Source organism: Burkholderia sp. APQ4-4ca (assembly GCF_057837105.1).
In genome coordinates this window covers 1-20,210 of record NZ_JBYQCG010000238.1, presented here as the reverse complement: position 1 = coordinate 20,210, position 20,210 = coordinate 1, and the positions used below count along the sequence as shown (strand labels likewise).

18 protein-coding genes and 1 pseudogene are annotated in these 20,210 nt (G+C 67.3%); 8 read left to right on the top strand and 11 right to left on the bottom strand.

Translation table 11 applies throughout. The features are described from left to right. Positions 1-87 precede the first annotated feature (87 nt). Positions 88-684, bottom strand: coding sequence for an MlaC/ttg2D family ABC transporter substrate-binding protein (locus tag AC3IFE_RS30840; protein WP_027781786.1), 597 nt, complete (start codon positions 682-684; stop codon positions 88-90). A 326-nt stretch (positions 685-1,010) separates the two neighbouring features. Here AC3IFE_RS30840 and hpnN point away from each other — a divergent pair, with 326 nt between their 5' ends. Next, positions 1,011-3,644 (top strand): hopanoid transporter HpnN, encoded by a 2,634-nt coding sequence (gene hpnN, locus AC3IFE_RS30835; protein WP_489194029.1) that lies wholly within the window; start codon positions 1,011-1,013, stop codon positions 3,642-3,644. Beyond that, on the top strand, positions 3,637-4,656 hold the full coding sequence (locus tag AC3IFE_RS30830) for an MlaA family lipoprotein (RefSeq protein ID WP_489194027.1): 1,020 nt from the start codon (positions 3,637-3,639) through the stop codon (positions 4,654-4,656). The genes hpnN and AC3IFE_RS30830 overlap by 8 nt, the downstream gene beginning before the upstream one ends. Positions 4,657-4,768: 112 nt before the next feature. On the opposite strand, the gene AC3IFE_RS30825 is transcribed toward AC3IFE_RS30830, so the two are convergent. The 5 genes from AC3IFE_RS30825 to AC3IFE_RS30805 all read right to left on the bottom strand — a co-directional run bounded on the left by AC3IFE_RS30825 (position 4,769) and on the right by AC3IFE_RS30805 (position 10,173). Next, a complete protein-coding gene (locus AC3IFE_RS30825) occupies positions 4,769-5,476 on the bottom strand; it encodes a phosphorylase (RefSeq protein WP_089470894.1) in 708 nt (235 codons plus the stop codon). Positions 5,477-5,479: 3 nt separating this feature from the next. Beyond that, a complete protein-coding gene (gene shc / locus AC3IFE_RS30820) occupies positions 5,480-7,453 on the bottom strand; it encodes a squalene--hopene cyclase (RefSeq protein ID WP_089470895.1) in 1,974 nt (657 codons plus the stop codon). A 12-nt stretch (positions 7,454-7,465) separates the two neighbouring features. Beyond that, the gene (gene hpnE / locus AC3IFE_RS30815) at positions 7,466-8,719 is read right to left on the bottom strand and encodes a hydroxysqualene dehydroxylase HpnE (RefSeq protein WP_489194025.1); all 1,254 of its coding nucleotides are present in this window, start codon (positions 8,717-8,719) and stop codon (positions 7,466-7,468) included. 13 nt (positions 8,720-8,732) lie between these two features. Then, complete coding sequence (hpnD, locus tag AC3IFE_RS30810) at positions 8,733-9,581, bottom strand: presqualene diphosphate synthase HpnD (RefSeq protein ID WP_089470897.1); 849 nt, start codon at positions 9,579-9,581, stop codon at positions 8,733-8,735. Between the two features lie 259 nt (positions 9,582-9,840). After that, positions 9,841-10,173 (bottom strand): hypothetical protein, encoded by a 333-nt coding sequence (locus tag AC3IFE_RS30805; RefSeq protein WP_089470898.1) that lies wholly within the window; start codon positions 10,171-10,173, stop codon positions 9,841-9,843. 190 nt (positions 10,174-10,363) lie between these two features. Between AC3IFE_RS30805 and AC3IFE_RS30800 the strand changes: the two genes are divergently transcribed. Further along, the gene (locus tag AC3IFE_RS30800) at positions 10,364-11,248 is read left to right on the top strand and encodes an alpha/beta fold hydrolase (RefSeq protein WP_489194022.1); all 885 of its coding nucleotides are present in this window, start codon (positions 10,364-10,366) and stop codon (positions 11,246-11,248) included. Between the two features lie 15 nt (positions 11,249-11,263). Here the strand turns inward: AC3IFE_RS30800 and AC3IFE_RS30795 are convergent, their stop codons facing one another. From AC3IFE_RS30795 to AC3IFE_RS30785, 3 genes are read right to left on the bottom strand one after another with little or no spacing between them, the layout of a single operon-like run. Continuing rightward, complete coding sequence (locus AC3IFE_RS30795) at positions 11,264-12,205, bottom strand: GGDEF domain-containing protein (RefSeq protein WP_489194020.1); 942 nt, start codon at positions 12,203-12,205, stop codon at positions 11,264-11,266. Further along, on the bottom strand, positions 12,202-12,828 hold the full coding sequence (locus AC3IFE_RS30790) for a chemotaxis protein CheC (protein WP_050013469.1): 627 nt from the start codon (positions 12,826-12,828) through the stop codon (positions 12,202-12,204). Before AC3IFE_RS30790 ends, AC3IFE_RS30795 begins: the two co-directional genes overlap by 4 nt. Beyond that, positions 12,821-13,189, bottom strand: coding sequence for a response regulator (locus AC3IFE_RS30785; RefSeq protein ID WP_089470901.1), 369 nt, complete (start codon positions 13,187-13,189; stop codon positions 12,821-12,823). The genes AC3IFE_RS30790 and AC3IFE_RS30785 overlap by 8 nt, the downstream gene beginning before the upstream one ends. A gap of 494 nt (positions 13,190-13,683) precedes the next feature. Here AC3IFE_RS30785 and AC3IFE_RS30780 point away from each other — a divergent pair, with 494 nt between their 5' ends. Then, the gene (locus AC3IFE_RS30780; protein WP_489194017.1) at positions 13,684-15,933 is read left to right on the top strand and encodes a hybrid sensor histidine kinase/response regulator; all 2,250 of its coding nucleotides are present in this window, start codon (positions 13,684-13,686) and stop codon (positions 15,931-15,933) included. Positions 15,934-15,998: 65 nt separating this feature from the next. On the opposite strand, the gene AC3IFE_RS30775 is transcribed toward AC3IFE_RS30780, so the two are convergent. After that, on the bottom strand, positions 15,999-16,553 hold the full coding sequence (locus tag AC3IFE_RS30775; protein WP_489194015.1) for an NADPH-dependent FMN reductase: 555 nt from the start codon (positions 16,551-16,553) through the stop codon (positions 15,999-16,001). 372 nt (positions 16,554-16,925) lie between these two features. On the opposite strand from AC3IFE_RS30775, the gene AC3IFE_RS30770 reads away from it, so the two are divergent. Beyond that, positions 16,926-17,525 (top strand): RNA polymerase factor sigma-70, encoded by a 600-nt coding sequence (locus AC3IFE_RS30770; protein ID WP_301737422.1) that lies wholly within the window; start codon positions 16,926-16,928, stop codon positions 17,523-17,525. Further along, positions 17,503-17,718: a zf-HC2 domain-containing protein gene (locus tag AC3IFE_RS30765; RefSeq protein ID WP_301737423.1), complete on the top strand. Its 216-nt coding sequence runs from the start codon at positions 17,503-17,505 to the stop codon at positions 17,716-17,718. The genes AC3IFE_RS30770 and AC3IFE_RS30765 overlap by 23 nt, the downstream gene beginning before the upstream one ends. Positions 17,719-17,856: 138 nt before the next feature. Here AC3IFE_RS30765 and arsC read toward each other — a convergent pair whose 3' ends face one another. Next, positions 17,857-18,213: an arsenate reductase (glutaredoxin) gene (gene arsC, locus AC3IFE_RS30760; protein ID WP_489194043.1), complete on the bottom strand. Its 357-nt coding sequence runs from the start codon at positions 18,211-18,213 to the stop codon at positions 17,857-17,859. A 959-nt stretch (positions 18,214-19,172) separates the two neighbouring features. Between arsC and parA the strand changes: the two genes are divergently transcribed. Continuing rightward, positions 19,173-19,835: a ParA family partition ATPase gene (gene parA / locus AC3IFE_RS30755; RefSeq protein ID WP_006480195.1), complete on the top strand. Its 663-nt coding sequence runs from the start codon at positions 19,173-19,175 to the stop codon at positions 19,833-19,835. 23 nt (positions 19,836-19,858) lie between these two features. Next, positions 19,859-20,210: pseudogene (locus tag AC3IFE_RS30750) on the top strand (ParB/RepB/Spo0J family partition protein); the annotation flags it as partial.

Genomic DNA, 20,210 nt, shown 5'->3' with positions numbered 1-20,210 from the left:
AGTCCCCTCTCTACCGCTCGGTCGCCCTACGAATAGAAAAAGCGCCCGAAGGCGCCTTCCATGCATCCGAACTACGCGCAGCGGCGCTCAGTTCGTCCGCGAATTGTGCTTCTGCAGATACGCGATCAGCCCGTCTATCCCGCCCGTCGCGAGCTGGCTCTTGAACTGGCCCTGGTACACCTGGATCAACCACGCGCCCGACATGTCGATGTCGTAGATCTTCCAGTCATTGCCGACCTTGCCGAGACGATAGCCGACCGACTGGCTGTCGCCGGGCGTCGTCACCGTCGACTGCACGAGCGCGTCGGCGCCCGACGCGCCGCCAGCCTTGAACGAGAACTTCGCGTCCTGGTTGCCGAGCTGCGCGAGCGACGCGGCGTAGGTGCGCGTCATCAGCAGCCGGAACTGCTTGTACAGCTCCTGCTGCTGTTGCGGCGTGGCCTGCTTCCACGCGTCGCCGACCGCGATGCGGGTCGTACGCTCGAAGTTGGTCGCGGGCAGGAAGCGCTGCTCGACGACCTGCGTGACCTTTGCCATGTCACCGCCGCGCGCGGCCGGATCGGCCTTCATCGCATTGACGGTGCCCTCGACCGCCGTGCGGACGATATCGACCGGCGCGCTCTGCGCGAAAGCGGAAACCGACACGGCGGCCGCCGCGACGAAAGCAAACAGATGACGTTTCATACGAATTTCGCACTCGATGGTAAAAAACGGCCGGCTCTTTGCATCGGCCGGTGGAGCAAAGTATACCGGGCCGAACGCCGCGGTGCCGGCCGGTGACCGACTGTTACCTTTCAGCGCCGTTTGTCACAGGCGCTTGGCCGCCCGTCGACGCACCGCCGCGGGGATGATGTAAATATCCGCATACAAATCACCCAGCCAGCCCGATCCGATTGCCACGCCCGTAGCAAATATCCTTCCCGCCCCGAATCTCCGCAACGTCACGACCGTCGCCGCGCTGCGCCGGTATACTTGGCTACTTTGCCCTAGCCAGCCGCTCCCGCCGCCACATGGTGACATCTCTCATCGTCCGACTCGTTGCGTGGTCGGTGCGCCGCCCCGTCTGGGTCGTCGTCCTGTCGCTCGCGATCGCCGCCTTCAGCGGGGTCTACGTCGCACAGCATTTCAAGATCAACACCGACATCAGCAAGCTCGTCGATGCGGAGCCGCAATGGGCCGCGCTCGGCCAGGCCATCGACAAGGCGTTTCCGCAACGCAACGGCACGATCCTCGCGGTCGTCGAGGCGCCCGCGCCCGAATTCGCGACTGCCGCCGCGCATGCGCTGACCGAAGCGCTGCAGAAAGACGCCGATGCCGGCCGCATCGGCCCGGTCGCCGAACCGGGCGGCGGGCCGTTCTTCGAGCACAACGGGCTGCTGTTCCTGTCGCCGCAGGAAGTCTCCGATACGACCGCGCAGCTCGCGAGCGCGCGCCCGCTCGTCAACGAACTCGCAAAGAACCCGAGCCTCACCGGGCTCGCCACCACGCTGTCCACCACGCTCGGCCAGCCGCTGCTGACCGGCCAGGTGAAGCTGCCCGCGATGGCGAAGCTGCTCGCGCGCAGCGCGGCGACGGTCGACGACGTGCTGGCCGGCAAGCCGGCCGCGTTCTCGTGGCGCACGCTGGTCGACAACGACGCCGCGCGGCAGCCTGCGCGCGCGTTCGTCACCGTGCAGCCGGTGGTCAACTACGGTGCGCTGAAGGCCGGCGCGGCAACGAGCCAGGTGATCCGCGACGCGGCCCGCTCGCTCGATCTCGAAAAGCGCTACGGCGCGGCCGTGCGCCTGACCGGCGAACAACCGCTCGCCGACGACGAATTCGCGTCGGTCGAAGACGGCGCCGCGCTCAACGGCGTGCTCACGCTGCTCGCCGTGCTCGTCATCCTGTGGCTGGCGCTGCGCTCGAAGCGGATGATCGCCTCGGTGCTCGTCACGCTGTTCGTCGGCCTCGTCGTGACGGCCGCGCTCGGCCTCGCGATGGTCGGCTCGCTGAACATGATCTCGGTCGCGTTCATGGTGCTGTTCGTCGGCCTCGGCGTCGACTTCTCTATCCAGTACGGCGTGAAGTACCGCGAGGAACGCTTCCGCGACGAGCGCATCGATCACGCGCTGATCGGCGCCGCGCATTCGATGGGCATGCCGCTCGCGCTCGCCACCGCGGCCGTCGCCGCGAGCTTCTTCTCGTTCATCCCCACCGCGTATCGCGGCGTGTCCGAGCTCGGCCTGATCGCGGGCGTCGGGATGTTCGTCGCGCTGCTGACCACGCTCACGCTACTGCCCGCGCTGCTGCGTCTGTTCGCGCCGCCGGGCGAATCGAAGACGCCCGGCTTCCCGTGGCTCGCGCCGGTCGACGATTACCTCGATCGCCATCGCAAGCCGATCCTGATCGGCACGCTCGCGGTCGTGATCGGCGCGCTGCCGCTGCTCGCGTTCCTGCATTTCGACTTCAACCCGCTGCACCTGAAGGATCCGAACAGCGAATCGATGGCGACGCTGCTCGCGCTGAAGGATTCGCCGGAAGCGGCCGTCAACGACGTCACGCTGCTCGCGCCATCGCTCGCGCAAGCCGATGCGGCCGCGAAGCGCCTCGATGCGCTGCCCGAAGTCGGCCGCACGACCACGCTGTCGACCTTCATTCCCGCCGATCAGCCGGCCAAGCGCGCGGCGATCGCCGCGGCCGCGAGCGAACTGCTGCCCGCGCTCACGCAGCCGGCCGCGCCGCCCGCGACCGACGCGCAACGCGTGGCCGCGCTCAAGCGCGTGTCCGACCTGCTCGGCTATGCGGCCGAGGATCACCCGGGCCCGGGCGCCGCGGCCGCGCAGCACCTGTCCGCGTCGCTCGCGAAGCTCGCCGCCGCCGACAGCGCGACGCGCGACCGTGCCGAACGCGCGTTCTCCGATACGCTGCGCATCGCGCTCAACCAGCTCGCCGCGCTGCTGCAGCCGCAGGACATCACGCGCGAATCGCTGCCGCCGCAAATCGTGCGCGACTGGGTCGCGCCGGACGGCCACGCGCTCGTGCAAATCTCGCCGAAGGTGCCGAAGGGCGTCGATCCGAACGACGACACGATGCTGCGCCGTTTCGCCAAGGCCGTGAAGGCCGCGGAACCGGGCGCGACCGGCGGCCCAATCTCGATCCTGCATTCGGCCGACACGATCATCAACGCGTTCCTGCATGCGGCGCTGTGGTCGATCATCTCGATCACGGTCCTGCTGTGGGTCACGCTGCGCCGCTTCGGCGACGTGCTGCGCACGCTGGTGCCGCTGCTCGTGTCGGGCATCGTGACGCTCGAGATGTGCGTCGTGCTCGGCATGTCGCTGAACTTCGCGAACATCATCGCGCTGCCGCTGATGCTCGGCGTCGGCGTCGCGTTCAAGGTGTATTTCGTGATGGCGTGGCGCGCGGGGCAGACGGGGCTGCTGCATTCGAGCCTCACGCACGCCGTGCTGTTCAGCGCCGCGACGACGGCGACCGCCTTCGGCAGCCTGTGGCTGTCGCACCATCCGGGCACGTCGAGCATGGGCAAGCTGCTCGCGCTGGCCCTGACCTGTACGCTGATCGGCGCCGTGGTGTTCCAGCCCGTCCTGATGGGCAAACCGCGCGTCAACCGCGCCAAGAACCAATCGCAAGGAATCAATGAATAAGGTGCGAATCATTGCGGCGACCGTCGCCGCCAGCGCGATGCTGACCGGCTGCGCGACGGGACCGAACCGCAATCCCAACGACCCGCTCGAGCCGATGAACCGGGCGATGTACAAGTTCAACGACACGGTCGACACGAACATCGCGCAGCCGATCGCGAAGGGTTACCAGAAGGTCACGCCGACGCCGGTGCGCACCGCGATCAGCAACTTCTTCTCGAACCTCGGCGATCTCGGCAACATGGCGAACAACCTGCTGCAGTTGCGCATCACCGATGCGACGCAGGATCTGATGCGCGTGGCGATGAACTCGCTGTTCGGCGTCGCCGGCCTGATCGACATCGCGACGCCGGCCGGGCTGCCGAAGCATCACCAGGATTTCGGGCTGACGATGGCGCGCTGGGGCATGCCGTCCGGCCCGTACCTCGTGCTGCCGGTGTTCGGGCCGAGCACGATCCGCGACGGCGTCGGCCGCGCGGTGGACGTGCGCTTCAACCTGCTGAACTACATCGAGCCGGCCGCGCGCAACCCGATGTACATCGCGCAGTTCATCAGCGCGCGTTCGGACCTGCTTGGGGCAACCGACCTGCTGAAACAGGCCGCGCTCGATCCGTATTCGTTCGTGCGCGACGCTTATCTGCAGCAGCGCAAGTCGTTGACGTATCACGGCCAGTCGGCATCGGCCGCGGCGCCGAACTACGCGGAGCCGGGTGAAGCCGGCGCGGTGCCGGCGGCCACGCCCACCACGCCGGGCGGCTTGCCGAACTATGAGGATCCGGGCGAGTCGGGCGGCGCATCGGGCGCGGCGCCGAACAATGCGCCGGCCGCGCCGGGACTGCCGCAGTACGACGACCCGGGTGCGGACAATGCGATGCCGGCGAGCGCGCCGGCTGCCGCATCGGCATCGGCATCGGCCCCCGCATCGTCGGGCGCCACGACAGCGCCGGCCGCCAACGGTGCACCGATCGCGCCGGCAATGCCGACGCTGCCGGCGAGCAGCCCGGCCGCGCAGTAACGCCACAACGGCGGCCGCGCAAAAGCAAAGAGCGCTGCACGATGCAGCGCTCTTTTTTTGTCCGCACGAAACGGCAAACCGGGAAGGGGGCGAGGACAGCGGCGAATGCCGCTCAGACGATCCGCATCGCGCCCGCCCGCTCGAACGCGTGGCGGGCCTGAATCAGGGTCGTGCGCGCCGCCCGCGCATCGCCCGCGACCTGCAGCAGCGGGCCGAGCTGCGACGGCTGCTTCAGCAGTTCGCGCAGGATCGGCAGGATCGCCGTGCTGCCGTCGTCGCGCAGGCCGGCCGTCGCCGCGCGCGGCAGCGTGCGCCACGCCGGATCGACGATCGCGCGGCACACCGCGAACGGCACGCCGCGCGCGGCCGCGAAGGCCGCCGCGATATGCGATTCCATGTCGACGGCGAGCGCGCCCTTCGCACGATGCAGCGACGTCTTTTCCTGCTCGCCGACCACCGGCGCGCCGACCGCCGCCATCGTGCCGCGCGTGACCCGCGCCCACACCGGCGTGTCGTGCAGCGCGGCGACGAGCCGCGCGTTCCAGCCCGCATCGGTCTGCACGCGGCCGAACGGCCCGTCGATCGCGTCCGCGATCACGAGCGCGCCCGGCGCGAGGTCGGGCGCGAGCCCGCCGGCCGTGCCGAAGCTGACGATGCCCGCGCAACCGCGCGCGGTCGCTTCGGCCAGCGCGCGCTCGAGCCGGTCGGCCCGCGCGGCGAACACGGCTTCGACGCCGTCGCCGCGCGCGATGCGCGCCTCGAACGCCATTCCCGTCACCGCGATGACGGGCAATGCGCCGTTGTGCTGCGTCGTCGCCACGCGTTACATCCCGACCGTCACGCGCGTCGCGTTCGCGCGCTTCAGGGTGCGGTAGCGCGCGAGCGCCCACAGCGGGAAGAACTTGCGATAGCCGTGGTAGCGCAGGTAGAACACGCGCGGGAAGCCCGTCGCCGTGAAGCGCGTCTCGTCCCACAGGCCTTCTTCGTTCTGCTGGGCGACCAGGTAGTCGACGCCGCGCGCCACGGCCGGGTTGTTCACCTCGCCGGCCGCCATCAGGCCGAGCAGCGCCCAAGCCGTCTGCGACGCCGTGCTCGGCGCCTGCTCGTAACCGCGGTAATTGAGCTTGTAGCTGTCGCCGTCCTCGCCCCAGCCGCCGTCCTTGTTCTGGATCGACAGCAGCCACTGCGCCGCGCGCTTCATGCGCGGATCGTCCGGCGTCAGGCCGGCCGCGTTCAGCGAGCACAGGGCCGTCCACGTGCCGTACACGTAGTTCATCCCCCAGCGGCCGTACCAGCTGCCGTCCGGCTCCTGCTCCTTCAGCATGTAGTCGAGCGCGCGGCGGGCCGGCTCGCTGTTCAGCGGCGTCTCGCCGAGTTGCGACAGCATCGACAGGCAGCGGCCCGACACGTCGGCCGTCGGCGGATCGAGCAGCGCGCCGTGATCGGAGAACGGGATGTTGTTCAGGTAGTACTGCGTGTTTTCCGGTTCGAACGCGCCCCAGCCGCCGTCGCTGCTCTGCATGCCGACGACCCATTCGCGCGCACGCGCCATCGATTCGCGATACGTGTCCGACTGCGTGAGCTTCTGCGCGCGATCCATCGCCATCACGACCACGGCCGTATCGTCGACGTCCGGGTAGTGCGCGTTCGCGTACTGGAACGCCCAGCCGCCGGGCCGCACGTTCGGGCGGCGCGAGATCCAGTCGCCGCGCACGTCGAGAATCTGCAGCGGGCGCAGCCATTCGAGGCCGCGCAGCACGGCTTGCTCGGCACGGGCGTCGCCGGTCTCGAGCAGCGCATGCGCGACGAGCGACGTGTCCCACACGGGCGACAGGCACGGCTGGCAATACGCTTCGTCGTCGTGCACGACGAGCAGCTTCTCGACCGACTTGCGCGCGAGCGCGCGGTTCGGATGATCTTCCGCGTAGCCGAGCACGTCGTACATCATCACTGCGTTGGCCATCGCCGGATAGATCGCGCCGAGGCCGTCCTCGCCGTTCAGGCGCTCGTCGACGAACGACACGGCCTGGCGGATCGCGCGTTCGCGCGTGTAGCTCGGGAACAGGCCGTCGACCGCGCGCAGCGCATGGTCGACCACGCGAAAGAACGCGAACCAGCCGGCACTCTGGTGCCCCTGGCGCGGCAGCAGCCCGGCGTTGACGGGCGGGTCGATGAACAGCTCGTCGATGCGCACGCCGCGCGGGTTCTTCGCGAGCGGACGCTTCGCATTCAGCACGAGCAGCGGCACGATCACCGTGCGCGCCCAGTACGACACCTTCGACAGGTGGAACGGGAACCACTGCGGCAGCAGCATGATCTCCACCGGCATCATCGGCACCGCGCGCCACGGAATCGCACCGTACAGCGCGAGCTGGATGCGCGTGAACACGTTCGACATCTCGGCGCCCCCCATCGCATGGATGGCGCGGCGCGCGCGCTGCATGTGCTCGGCGTTCTCGTCGTCGCCGATCACCTTCAGCGCGAAATACGCCTTCACGCTCGCGCTGATGTTCGGTGCGCCGTCGGTGAACAGCGGCCAGCCGCCGTCGGCCTGCTGGATACGGCGCAGATACTTGCCGATCTTCTGTTCGAGCTCGAGGTTCGGCGTCTCGCCCAGATAGTGGACGAGCAGCACGTATTCGGCGGGAATCGTCGAATCCGCTTCGAGTTCGTAGACCCAGTGTCCGTCCGCCTGCTGCGCGGCCAGCAGCGCATCGGTCGCGCGCGCGACGGCCGCGTCGACGTCGGCCGGCACGGCGCCGGCGGACAAGGTAGCCATTTCGGTGAGATCGTTCATCGGTCCCTCTCTTTATTGCGTCTGGAGCACGTCCGCGGCCAGCTGGCCGGAACGGATCGCGCCCTCGATCGTGGCGGGCAGGCCGGTGGCAATCCAGTCGCCCGCGAGTACAAGATTGGTCCAGCGCGTACGCACGGCCGGACGTTTCATTTCCTGCGATGGCACCGCCGCGAAGCCCGCGCGCGGCTCGACGACGAGTTGCCACGCGGGGATGGTTTCCGGGTTCGCGCCGGTCACGCGCGCGACGTCTTCCCAGATGCACCGCGCGAGCGTGTCGCGCGGCATGTCGAGCCAGCGGCCCGCATCGCGGATCGTCGCCGCGAGCAGGCCGTCGCCGGTCCGCACCGCATCGACGACGCCGTTGACGACGGTCGTCTGCAGCGGATTGCCGGCCGGCGCTTCGACCGCGAAATACGCGGTCGCGACCGCGCTGAACGTGTCGGGCGCGGCGAGTTCGGGCACGAGCGGCTGCGCGACTTCGGGCGGCACGGCCAGCACGACCGCGTCGCCCGGCGCGAGATCGATGCGCTCGCCGCCGACCGACACCGCATCGACCGCATTGCCGTGCGCGCCGAATTCGAACGCGTCGAGCCGCGAATTCAGCCGGATCTGCGCGCCGCCGTATTGCAGCATCCGCAGCACCGGTTCGACGAACGCGCTGCCGAGCCCGCGGCGCGCGACGAGCGGGCGGCAACCGGGGCCGCCCGCGGCAAACGTGCCGAACAGCGCGGCGCGCGCGAGCTCGGCGCTCGCGTGGCGCGGCTCGATATTCAGCACGCCGAGGAAATACGGTCGCAGCCAGCGATCCCACAGCACGCCGTCGCATCGCATCGTCTGCGCGAGCGAGCGGCCCGTGCGGGCGAACGCGAGCGGGGCCAGCGCGAGATAGTCGAGCGGCGTCGTGCCCGGCGCGCGCGATGCGGCATCGAACAGCCACGACGGCCAGTGGCCGTTGCCGAAACGCAGCGTCCAGCGCTGCCGCGATGCGATGTCCATGACCGGGCATTCAGCCAGCGCGGGCCCCGCGAGCTGATCGGCCGCGCCGATCGCGCGCAGGTAGCGCTGCGTCGCGGGCTGTCCCGCGAAAACCGTGTGCAGCCCGCTGTCGAGCGTCGTGTTCAGCGTCCCGTCGAACCACGAGCGGCAGCGGCCGCCCGCGTGCGCATGCGCGTCGTGCAGCACGATGCGCCGCCCGCGGCGTTGCAGCTCGACCGCGGCCGACAGGCCCGCGAGTCCTGCGCCGATCACGTGGACGGTTCTGGGCATCGCGTCGATCGACTCAGAACAGCGCGTAGCGCGCGGCGATCATCAGCATGCGCGCCTTCGGCTTGCGCAGCGGCGCGCGCGGCGCGGCAAAGCCGCGGGCGATCGCGGCCTCGAGAATGCAGCGATACGCGCCCGACATGATGCGGGGCGCCTTCACCTGCGCACGCGGGCAGGTATCCATCACCGCGTCGGCCTGGCGGAAGTGCTCGAGCGCGCGCTCGACGAGCGTCGCGCACACGCGCGGCAGCGCCGGATCGCGCACGATCGTCGCCGGATCGGTGATCGCGATGCCTTCGCGCGCGAGCAGCTCGCGCGGCAGGTAGCACCGGTTGATCGCCGCGTCGTCGTCGATGTCGCGCAGGATGTTCGTCAGTTGCAGCGCGCGGCCGAGGTGGTGCGACAGCGTGATCCCTTCGGCTTCCGGCATCCCGAAAATTCTCACCGACAGCCGGCCGGCCGCGCTCGCCACGCGATCGCAGAAGAGGTCGAGCGTCGGCTCGTCGGGCGCGCAGATGTCTTCCACCGCGTCCATCGCCATCCCGTCGATCATCGCGTGGAAATCGTCGCGCTGCAGGTTGAACGCGCGAATCTCGCGATCGAGCGCGGCCAGGTGGCGCGGCGGGCGGCCGGCGAAGCAGGCGTCGATGTCCGCGCGCCAGCGATTCAAGCCCGCGGTGCGCTCGGCGCGCGGCAGATCGCTGTCGGCGATGTCGTCGACCGCGCGGCAAAACGCGTAGACCTGGAACATCGCATCGCGCTGCACGGCCGGCAGGATGCGCATCGCCAGATAGAAGGAGCTGCCCGATGTGACGGCAGCGGCGTCGGTTTCTTGTTCGTCCACGACGGAATGGGAAACGGCCAAGACGAAGCTCCACGGAGACACCCACGCGGGGCGATTGAAGAAGCCATGCCCGGCTGGGATGGTCAGGGCGTCGAATGCATGCGAGATATGCGAACGATCGACGCAGACAGGCACAAATTACCGGCCGGAAGCCGGAATTGGGCGAAAGTATAGCAATCTTTGAAGTTCGATGGCGGACGCGCGCCATGTCCGGCGGGGTGTCGAGCGCCGCCGGCGGGCCGGTGCGGCCGGACTTTGCGAACGGTCGCCCGAACGCGCGTCAGCCGTAGACGATGTCGCGCTGCAGATCGAGCGCGATCAGCCCCATTTCCCGCGTGAGCTGCAGCATCGAGCGGCGCTCGAGGCGCGAACCCATGAAGCTCGTCACGCGGCCGTCGGGCTCGGCGGTGAACTGGAAAACCGCGCCGCCCGTGCCGAACCACGCGCCCGGCACGTCGGGCGATTCCTGCCAGTCGATCTCCTCGAATACGCGCGCGATCCCGGCACGCACCACGTCGCCCGGGCCGATCGGCGGAGCGACGTCGCCCAGGTCGTCGAGCGAATAGGGGCCGGGTTTGTTCGGCTTCCGGTAGAAGAGATAGTCGACGTTCATGGGGCGCAATCGCAGGCAAAGCAACAAATTAGCGCGCTTCGGCACAAATTCAAATCGGATCCGGACGAAATGTGGCCTGTGCGATACAAAGGGACGGATCGTTGCCGGTCAAGAAACGCTCCGCGCGAGCGCGTCGCGATGTCGGCGCGTTCGTCTAAGATGACACCTTTCTCGAAAAAATACGGACACCATGGAGACGAACACCCCCGCCACCCCGCAGTCCGATCATCCCGTTTTCGTGCTCGTGCATGGCGCGTGGCACGGCGCGTGGTGCTATGCCCACGTGGCGGCCGCGCTGGCCGCGCGCGGCTATCTGTCGATCGCGCGCGACCTGCCCGCGCACGGCATCCATGCGCGCTTTCCCGCGTCGTATCTCGCCCGGCCGCTCGACAAGGACGCGTTCGGCGCCGAGCCGTCGCCGGTCGCGAACACGACGCTCGACGATTACGCGACCCAGGTGATGCAGGCCGTGGACGACGCGTACGCGCTCGGCCGCGGCAAGGTCGTACTGGTCGGGCACAGCATGGGCGGCCTCGCGATCACGGCGGCCGCCGAACGCGCCCCGGAGAAGATCGCGAAGATCGTCTATCTCGCGGCCTTCATGCCCGCGTCGGGCGTGCCGGGCCTCGACTACGTACGCGCGCCGGAAAACAACGGCGAGCTGCTCGGCCCGCTGATGCTCGCGAGCCCGCGCGTGGCCGGTGCGCTGCGCGTCGATCCGCACAGCGGCGACGCCGCGTATCGCGAATCGATGAAGCGCGCGCTGTACGAAGACGTGCCGCAGGCCGACTTCGACGCGGTCACGAACCTGATGAGCTGCGACGTGCCGGCCACGCCGTTCGCGACCGCGATCCCGACGACCGCCGCACGCTGGGGCGCGATCGACCGTCACTACATCAAGTGTCTGGCCGATCGGGTGATCCTGCCCGCGCTGCAGCAGCGCTTCATCGACGAAGCCGACGCGTTCGCGCCCGGCAACCCGACCCACGTGCACCAGCTCGACAGCAGCCACTCGCCGTTCATGTCGCAGCCGGCCGTGCTGGCCGGCGTGCTCGCCGACATCGCAAAAAGCTGAGCGCGGCGGGCGCGGTCAGTCGGCGTACGCGACCGACCGATCGCGCCCGAGCCGCTTCGCCCGGTAGAGCGCGGCATCGGCCTCGTTGACGAGCCCGTCGCAGGTCGGCGCGCCGGTTTTCGCGCACGCGCCGCCGACGCTCGCCGTGACCGGCACGCTGACACCCTCCGCATCGACCGGTGTGCTGCCGATCGCCTCGCGCACCTTGTCGGCCACCCGCATCGCCTCGTCGAGATTCGTGCACGGCAGCAGCAACGCGAATTCCTCGCCGCCGAACCGGCCGAACGTATCCTGCGCGCGCACGATCGACGCGACGCGGCGCGCCGTCTCGCGCAGCACGGCGTCGCCCACCGCATGCCCGAAGCGGTCGTTGATCGTCTTGAAATGATCGAGGTCGAACAACAGCACCGACAGGTCGCCGCCGTAGCGCTGCCAGCGCGCGAATTCGTCGCCGAGCCGCACCTCGAAAAAGCGCCGGTTCGCGATGCCGGTCAGCCCGTCGAGATTCGCGTGCTCGCGCAGCTTCGCGACCGCTTCCTCACGCTCTCGCTGCATCACGCTCACATGCGTGACGTCCGAGATCGTCACGCACACGGCCTCGACGTCGCGGCCGCGCGTGAGCGGCATGAACGTGCAGTCCTGCTGCATGTAGTCGACGCCGCCCGTGATCGGCCGGTCGTGCTCGAAGCGGAACAGGTAGGGCCGCTGCTCCCACGAGCTGAACGCGAAGCTGCCGAGCTGGAACACGCTCTCGAGCTTGCGCGACAGCCACGCGCGCGGCAGGTCGGGAAAGCGGTCGAAGATGTTGCGGCCGATCACGTCGGCGGCCGGGATCCCGCTGTGGTCCTGCATGAAGCGATTCCACATCAGGACGGTCATCGAACGGTCGAGCACGAACAGGCCGAAGCCGACCCGCTCGATCACGAGGTCGCTCAGCGACGGAGCGGCGGCCGTCATAGCGCGGACAGCAACGCGTCGAGCGCGTCGCCCATCAGCCGGATCGAATCCTCGGCCATCAGCATCACGAAATGCGCGCGGAACATGTGGTTCTCGAGCCCGAAGTTCACCTCGAGCAGCAGCGCGACGCTCCATCCCAGTTCGTTCGGCTGGAAGACGTCGTCGAACGACACGTTCGCGCCGAGCAGCCCCGGCGGGAAGAACACGGGCTTGCGGCCGAGTTCGTCGAGGATCGACGCGACGCAGGCGCCCATCAGCACGTTCGCGACGTCGAACACGAGCTCGTCCGGCGTCGCCATGCCGCCGTACACGCCGTCGCCGAACGTGCGGTCGACGACCGACATGAGCCGCGCGACGCCCGCCGTGCGGCACAGCACGATCGCCTCGCCCTTGATGTCGGAGCGAAAGCCCTGGCGCACGGCGGTCACGTTGTCGTGGATGCCCGTCATCTCGCGCAGCGCATCGCTCGCGTCGGCCGCTTTCACGACGCGCACGCGCGGCACCGACAGCTCGATGAAGTGCCCGAGCAGCAATGCAAGCCGCGCCGCGGCGCGGCCCATTGCAAGGTTGGCGATTTCCTGCAACGCGTCGCGTTGCTCCGCCGTGAACACCGATTCAGGCATACAACCCATACTCCTTGAGAATGGGCAGCAATGCCTCCGACGTCACGGGCTTGGCAACGAATGCGATCGCGCCCAATTCGCGCACGCGTGCTTGCGCCTGCGGCTGAATATCGGCGGATACCACGATCACGAACGTGTTCAGATCTTCGTGGCGCAGTGTTTCCAGGACCTGATATCCGCTCATGTCGGGCATCGTCAGATCCAGAAACATCACGGAAGCTTTGCCGTCACGATAGAGCGCCAAGGCCTCGCGACCATTCGCTGCATACGCGATGTCGATGTCCCAATCTCCCGGCAGCGCCTTTGTCAGCAGTTTGCGAGCGAGCAGCGAATCGTCGGCAATTACAATTGGCAAAGGCATGGGGCGATGCGGTATACGGAATGGTCTCTCTCGCGTTAACGACCGCGCGGCGCATTTCTTTAGGGCCATGCGTTTCGGCGCGGGCAACCGCCTTGCGGCCGCGCACGGGCGCCGCGACGCAGGTGCGCGCGACGCACCGCGCGGCAATCGCCGGCGGGCGCATGTATCTGTCATAGGGAAAGCAAGGCGCGATTCTCGGAGTAAACCGGAGGCAATGCAACTCGCCATTTTCACCATTTCGAACAGAATTGGTCCGATCGAACGCGATTCCGAAAACAGCCTCGACCATTTTCGAGATAAGTACGCAAAATTTTTCCTTGTGTACGTTTGCGCTGCCGGATTCGTCGCGTTTTCAATCTGACGGTTTACCGCTGTCATATACGGCAGGAGCGCGCCTGTACGGTCCCCCAGGATCGCGCACGTACGGCGCCGCGCGGCGGCCCGTGGCAACTCGTTTATGATGGCAAATACCTCTGCCTCACCCGCTTTCCTCGATGACGTCCGAACGGCCTGCCGACTCCCGCACTCCCGCGCCCCCGCCCGCCGACGACTGGCAGGACGACGGCAGCTACGCGTCCGGCGCACCCGAGCACGATTTCGCGGTGCGCCGCGTGACGCTGATCGTGCTGCTCGTCGCGGCGATCGTGCTGCCGTGCATCTACGTGGTGGTGATGGCGTACAACGACCTGAAGGCGCGCGAGGCCGCCGCGAGCGACGTGACGATGCGCACGGTGCGCGTGGCCGAGGAGCACGCGCTCAAGGTGTTCGACCTGAGCGAAACGCTCGATGCGCGCATCGTCGATCTCGTGCAGGACATGGACGACGCGACCGTGCGCAGCAGGGAATCGGACATCCACGAGGCGCTGAACACGATCGGCGGCGGCTATCCGCAAGTGGCCGCCGTGTCGATCTTCGGCGCGAGCGGGATGCTGCTCGCCAACAGCCTCTACTACCCGGCGCCGTATGCGTCGATCGCGAACCGCGACGACTTCGCCGGCATCCGCGACGGCAAGGTCATCGAACATATCTCGAAGCTGATGATGGGGCCGCTCAAGCTCGAGAACATCCCCGTATTCAACACGGGCGTCGCGCGACGCCATAGCGACGGGTCGTTCGCCGGCATGGTGTCGATCGCGCTGAAATCGTCGTATTTCAACGCGTTCTACCGCGACCTGCTCGGCGGCGCGAGCACGCCGATGACGATGGCGCTCGCGCGCTCGGACGGCGCGGTGATCGCATCGTATCCGCCGCCGCCGTCGCTGGCGCACACCGATCGCTCGCTCACGTTCGGCAACGCGCACAACGATCCGCGCGCCGGCATCGTGCGCGTGGGCCACGACGGCACGAGCAGCGAGATCGTCGCGTATCGCCAGGTCGGCAGCTATCCCGTCTACGTGACGTGCGCATATCGCACGTCGGCGATCTGGCATGAATGGTACGAACACCTGAGCGTGCTGTTCATCTCGATGTTCGCGCCGTCGGTCGCGCTGTGGTCCGTGATCTGGCTGTCGCTCAAGCGGCTGAAGGCGGAAGAGGAGGCGTGGGACCGCTGGCAGGCAGAAGCGTCGATGCGGCGCTCGATCGAATCGGCGTACCGGCAGTCGCGCAAGATGCAGGCGCTCGGCAATCTCGTGGGCAGCGTCGCGCACGACTTCAACAACCTGCTGATGATCATCTCGAGCAATGTGCAGATCGCGCGGCGGCGCGGCGTCCAGCATCTCGACAAGGAGCTCGGCGCGATCGAACGCGCGCTGAAGAACGGGCAGTCGCTCACGCGCCAGTTGCTCGGCGTCGCGCGCAAGCAGCCGCTGCACAACGAAACGATCGACATCGGGCAATGGCTCGGCACGTGTCGCGAGCTGCTGAAGACGTCGCTCGGGTCGAAGTCGTCGCTGGTCGTCGCGATCGAGCCGGGCGTCTGGCCGGTCCGCGTCGACGTCGCGGAGCTCGAGCTCGCGGTGATCAACCTCGCGGTCAACGCGCGCGACGCGATGGCGACCGGCGGACGCTTCACGGTCGGCGCGCGCAACCTCACGCTGCGCCGCGAGGACGGCTTCCCGCTGACCGGCGATTTCGTGCAGATCTCGCTCGACGACACGGGTTCGGGCATGGCGCCCGACGTGCTCGCGCGCGCCTTCGAACCGCTGTTCACGACGAAGGCGCAGGGAATGGGGACGGGGCTCGGCCTGCCGCAGGTATTCGCGTTCTGCGAACGCTCGGGCGGCCTTGCAACGATCGACAGCGCGGTCGGCGCCGGTACGTCGGTGCGTCTGTACCTCCCGCGCGCGCGTGCCGAGGATGTCGTCGCGCGGCCGGCGGCCGTCGCGCACGATGCGGGTAACGGCGCACTCGCCGGCCTGCACGTGCTGCTCGTCGAGGACAACGGCGAAGTCGCGGCCGGCACGGAAGCGCTGTTGTCGCTGCTCGGTCATCGCGTGACCTATGCGCCCACTGCCGACGACGCATTGCGCCTGATCGAAGGCGCCGCCGCGAACGACGCGTTCGACCTCGTGATTTCGGACATCCACATGCCGGGCCGCCTGAACGGCATCGACCTGGCCGAAGCGATCGAAAAGCGGCCGGGGAAGCTGCCCGTGATTCTCGTCACGGGTTACGCGGAGGAGCTCGACCGCACGCGCACCGTCAACGTCCGCGTGTTGTCGAAGCCGTTCGACATCGCGCTGCTCGACGAGATTCTGCTGGGCATCCGCGAAGCGCGCGACACGCGACACGCCGGCGCGTGACCCGCGGTGTGCGGGGCGGCGCCGGCGCGATCGCGTGAACGGGCGCGGCGATCAGGCCGACGACGTCACGCCGATTTCAGCAGGCGCACCCAGCTCGCGTAGCGATCGACGAAGCCCTGCAGGAACTTGCGGGTGTCCTCGCTGACGATCTGCCCCTGGTCGTCGATGCGCGCCGGGTCGTGCTTGATGAACATCTCGGGCTGACCGAGCGTCTTCACGTCGAGGTAAGCGAGCACGTTGCGCAGGTGCTGCTGCGCGAGCGCGGTACCCACCGCGCCCGGCGACGTGCCGAGCACCGCGCCCGGCTTGCCCGACCACGAATTCGAACCCCACGGGCGCGAGCCCCAGTCGAGCCCATTCTTCAGCACGCCCGGAATCGACCGGTTGTACTCGGGCGTGACGAACAGCAGCGCGTCGGCGGCTTCGATCGACTGCTTGAAGCGCTTCGCGACTTCCGGGAAATCCGCGTCGTAGTCCTGGCTGTACAGCGGCAACTCGCCGATCTCGACGAACTCGAACGAAAAATCGGCGGGGGCGAGCGAGATCACGGCGTGCGCGAGCGCGCGGTTCGTCGACGCGCGACGCAGGCTGCCGACGACGACCGCAATACGATAGGACATGGCATTCTCCTTCCGGTGAGTGAGGAATCGGATCGATTGCTTCCGAATGGGCGACAAAGGTCTGTTTATAGGCAAGCCAGCCCGCGAGCCGTCCCACGGGGCCGTCCGGCCGACTTTCCACAAGGTTTTCCACAGAAATTGTGGATAACTCGACCGTTATGTTCGGACGTTACACATTGCCCGCCGCACGGCGTGGCCCCCGCCGCGCGAAACGGGGTTCGGCAAGCATAGCGCAGCACGGCGGCCGGTTCCTTGAATGCGTGACGGAACATTCCGTTGCAGGCGCGGACCGCGCCCAGTAAGCTGCTCGCACCGCGACGCGCCCGCACCCGTGACGCACGCGCGGTCGTTTCGAGACACCGCCACCCACCCATGCCGTCCGCACACGACGATCCCGCTTATCTCGCGCAGCTGCGGCGCGACCTGCTGCGCTTCGCGCGGCTCCAGCTCCGCGACGCCGACGCGGCCGAAGACGCCGTGCAGGAAGCGCTGGCCGCCGCGTGGTCGCATGCCGGCGAGTTCGCGGGGCTGTCGGCCCACAAGACCTGGGTATTCGGGATCCTGCGCAACAAGCTGATCGACGTGCTGCGCGCGCGCCAGCGGACGGTGAGCCTGACCGCACTCGATGCGGAACTCGACGGCGAATCGGTGCTCGATCGCGAACTGTTCAAGGACAACGGGCACTGGGCCGCGCATGCGAAACCGCGACCCTGGCCGAAGCCCGAAACGCTGTTGCAGCAACAGCAGTTCTGGACGCTGTTCCAGGTCTGCCTCGACCATCTGCCGGAGCAGATCGGACGCGTGTTCATGATGCGCGAATTCCTCGATGTCGAGATTGTGGACATCTGCAGCGAATTGACGCTGACGACGAATCATTGCAGCGTGCTGCTGTACCGGGCGCGCACGCGCCTGCGAACCTGCCTGAGCGAAAAAGGACTGACGACCGAAGATGCTGCCGGGGAAATGTACTGACGTGACACGACTGCTGTCGGACGAGCTCGATCGGCATCTGACGCTGCACGAGCGCCTGCAGGTGCGTGTGCATCTGCCGACCTGCAGCGGATGCCGCGCGTATCGCGGACAGATCGCGCTGCTGCGGACGGCCGCGAAAGCGGCGGCGGGGCGGGAACCGGGCGATGATGATGGATTGTCCGGCGGCGGCTAGGCGCCAGGGTGCCGAGGTATCGTTCCGCCGGCCGCTAGCGCGTGCAGCCTGGCGGTCGCGTCGGCCTGGATTGCCATTGCGTGTGCCGGGCCCGACCCGGTAGCGCTGATGCAATAAGAAAAATACGCCCGACAAGAATTATTCGAACAACGCTTTCACCGATTCAGGCGGGCGACCGATCGCCGCCTTGCCGCGATATACGACGATAGGGCGTTGCAGCAGGATCGGATGAGCGGCGATCGCCGCGTAGGCTTCGGCGTCGCTCAAATCCGCGCGAGCCAGATTCAATGTCTTGTACGGCTCCTCGCCGTCTCGCAGCATGTCGCGAACCGGGCGGCCGAGCTGCCGATGTAGCGTTTCCACTTCCTCGGCCGCTGGCGGTGTCTTCAAGTACTCGACGACGTTCAGCGGCGCGCTGGCGGTATTCAGCGACTCGACCAACGCGAGCGTCTCGCGGGACTTCGAGCATCGGGGATTGTGGTAGATCGTGATCATCATTCAAGGGCTGGATGGAGGAGCCCTGTATTGTAGCCAGTCTGCATGGAGGGGCTGGGCGGCAGGTGGTTCAAGCGAGATCGGGGTGGGCTCCTTTCGACAGGTCGCGGAGACGGTTCGGTTGAGCGATGCGCCGTGATCGGGATAGGGGCGCATCCAGGGAGACGCTTCAAAGTGCTGTGTTTATGCGCATAAACTGGGGGCTGCTTCGCGGGGGCTGCGAACTGCGATCGGATCAATTGATGCTTCGTGACGGGCTGCCTCGGAAACCGAAGCGTGATGGCGACGCGAGGCGGCTGCTTTATGCGCATAAAGCGCGTGATCGTCGAGCAAGGGGCCGCGCGACTCTGCGGGGGGCGTATTTCGATGCGAGAGGACCCTGGGGATCGTTGTTATCCATAGGCTGTCCAGTCACGACACCATTGCGCGCCTGACCCTGGCGATGTCTCCCCCCGGCGCTTCATCGCGCCTGCTTTATGCGCATAAACACTGCGACCAGGCAGCGTGTTGCCTCGACGCACGTGCGTCGGCTTAACGGGGGAGCTCATGGACACGCATCCGACTCGCACTCGGAGCTCACGCCTCTCGCTTCCGAATGCCGGGCACTCTGGCGATGAAGGCGACCGCCGCAGTCTCCGCGAGGTTTATGCGCACAAACTCCCCGACTCTTCGGCAACGCTGCCCCGTCCAGCGAAAGGGCAGCGCACCGAGACATCTCTGCGACGGACAGCCGTCCGATGCTGCAGCACGCGAAGGCCCATCCATCGAGGAGCCTGTCGCTCCGGCCGCAGCCGCCGCGCGATCCTCACCACACCGCCCGAACCGCCACCCATCATCTCCGCTCGTTTATGCGCATAAACCGATAGTCCAAATGGCCAACGCGTAGTCGTTGCGCGACAATTTCATTGAAATTCAAATATCGTCCTGTAGAATTCCAACGACCAAAACAGGAGTGAAAATTGGCCGCGGAAATCATTGCAGTCACTCAACAAAAAGGTGGCGTCGGCAAAAGCACGATTGCCATGCATCTCGGCGCCGCATTCCATGAAAAAGGGAAGCGCGTCCTCGTCATCGACGCAGACCGTCAAAATACGTTGGTTCACTGGTCGAGCGCATCCGGTGACAGCGACAACGGTATCCCGTTTCCGGTCGTCAACCTGGCCGAAGCCGACGGCCAGATCCATCGCGAGATCAAGAAGTTCATCAACGACTACGACATCATCGTCGTGGACTGCCCGCCGTCGATCACCGAGAAAGTCTCCGGCGTCGTCCTGCTGGCCGCATCGATTGCCGTGATTCCGACGTCGTCGTCGCCAGCCGATTACTGGTCGAGCGTCGGGCTGGTCAAACTGATTCAGCAAGCGCAGGTGATGAACGAAGACCTCCGCGCGGTGTTCCTGCTGAACAAGACCGAAGAGAAGCGCATGCTGACCCGCGAGCTCAAGCGTGCGCTCGAGGAACTCGGCTTCCCGCTGCTGAAGACGCAGATTCCGACTCGGGAAGCGTACAAGCAGGCGATGGCGCTCGGTCAGACCGTGCTGCAAATGAACGATCGCGGCGGCAAGCTGGCCGCCGCCGAAATTCGCGCATGCGCCGACGAAATCGTCGCCATGCTGCCCTGACTTTATGCGCATAAAGGAGTCACATGAAACCTTCCCAATTTGCCAAAGGATTCCAAGCGCGCCCGGATATCACGACGAGCGAGAAGCGCACGGCGCTTGATCGGCTCAATGCGATCGACGGTATCGTCAAGTCCGAGACGCCTACCACGGCGCCGACCAAATCAGCGAAGAAGGACATCGCGCCGCCGCCTGCTCCGGAATTCACGATCGATCCGTCGATCGACGAATCGCCGCAATATCGCGCGTGGCGCCTCGAGAATCGCTATGCGCCGGGGCAGGTGATCGAGTTGCCGCTGAAGGCGATCAAGCACAGTCCGTTCAACCCGCGGCACTTCTATCTGAAATCGTCGATTGCCGAACTCGCGGTCAACCTCG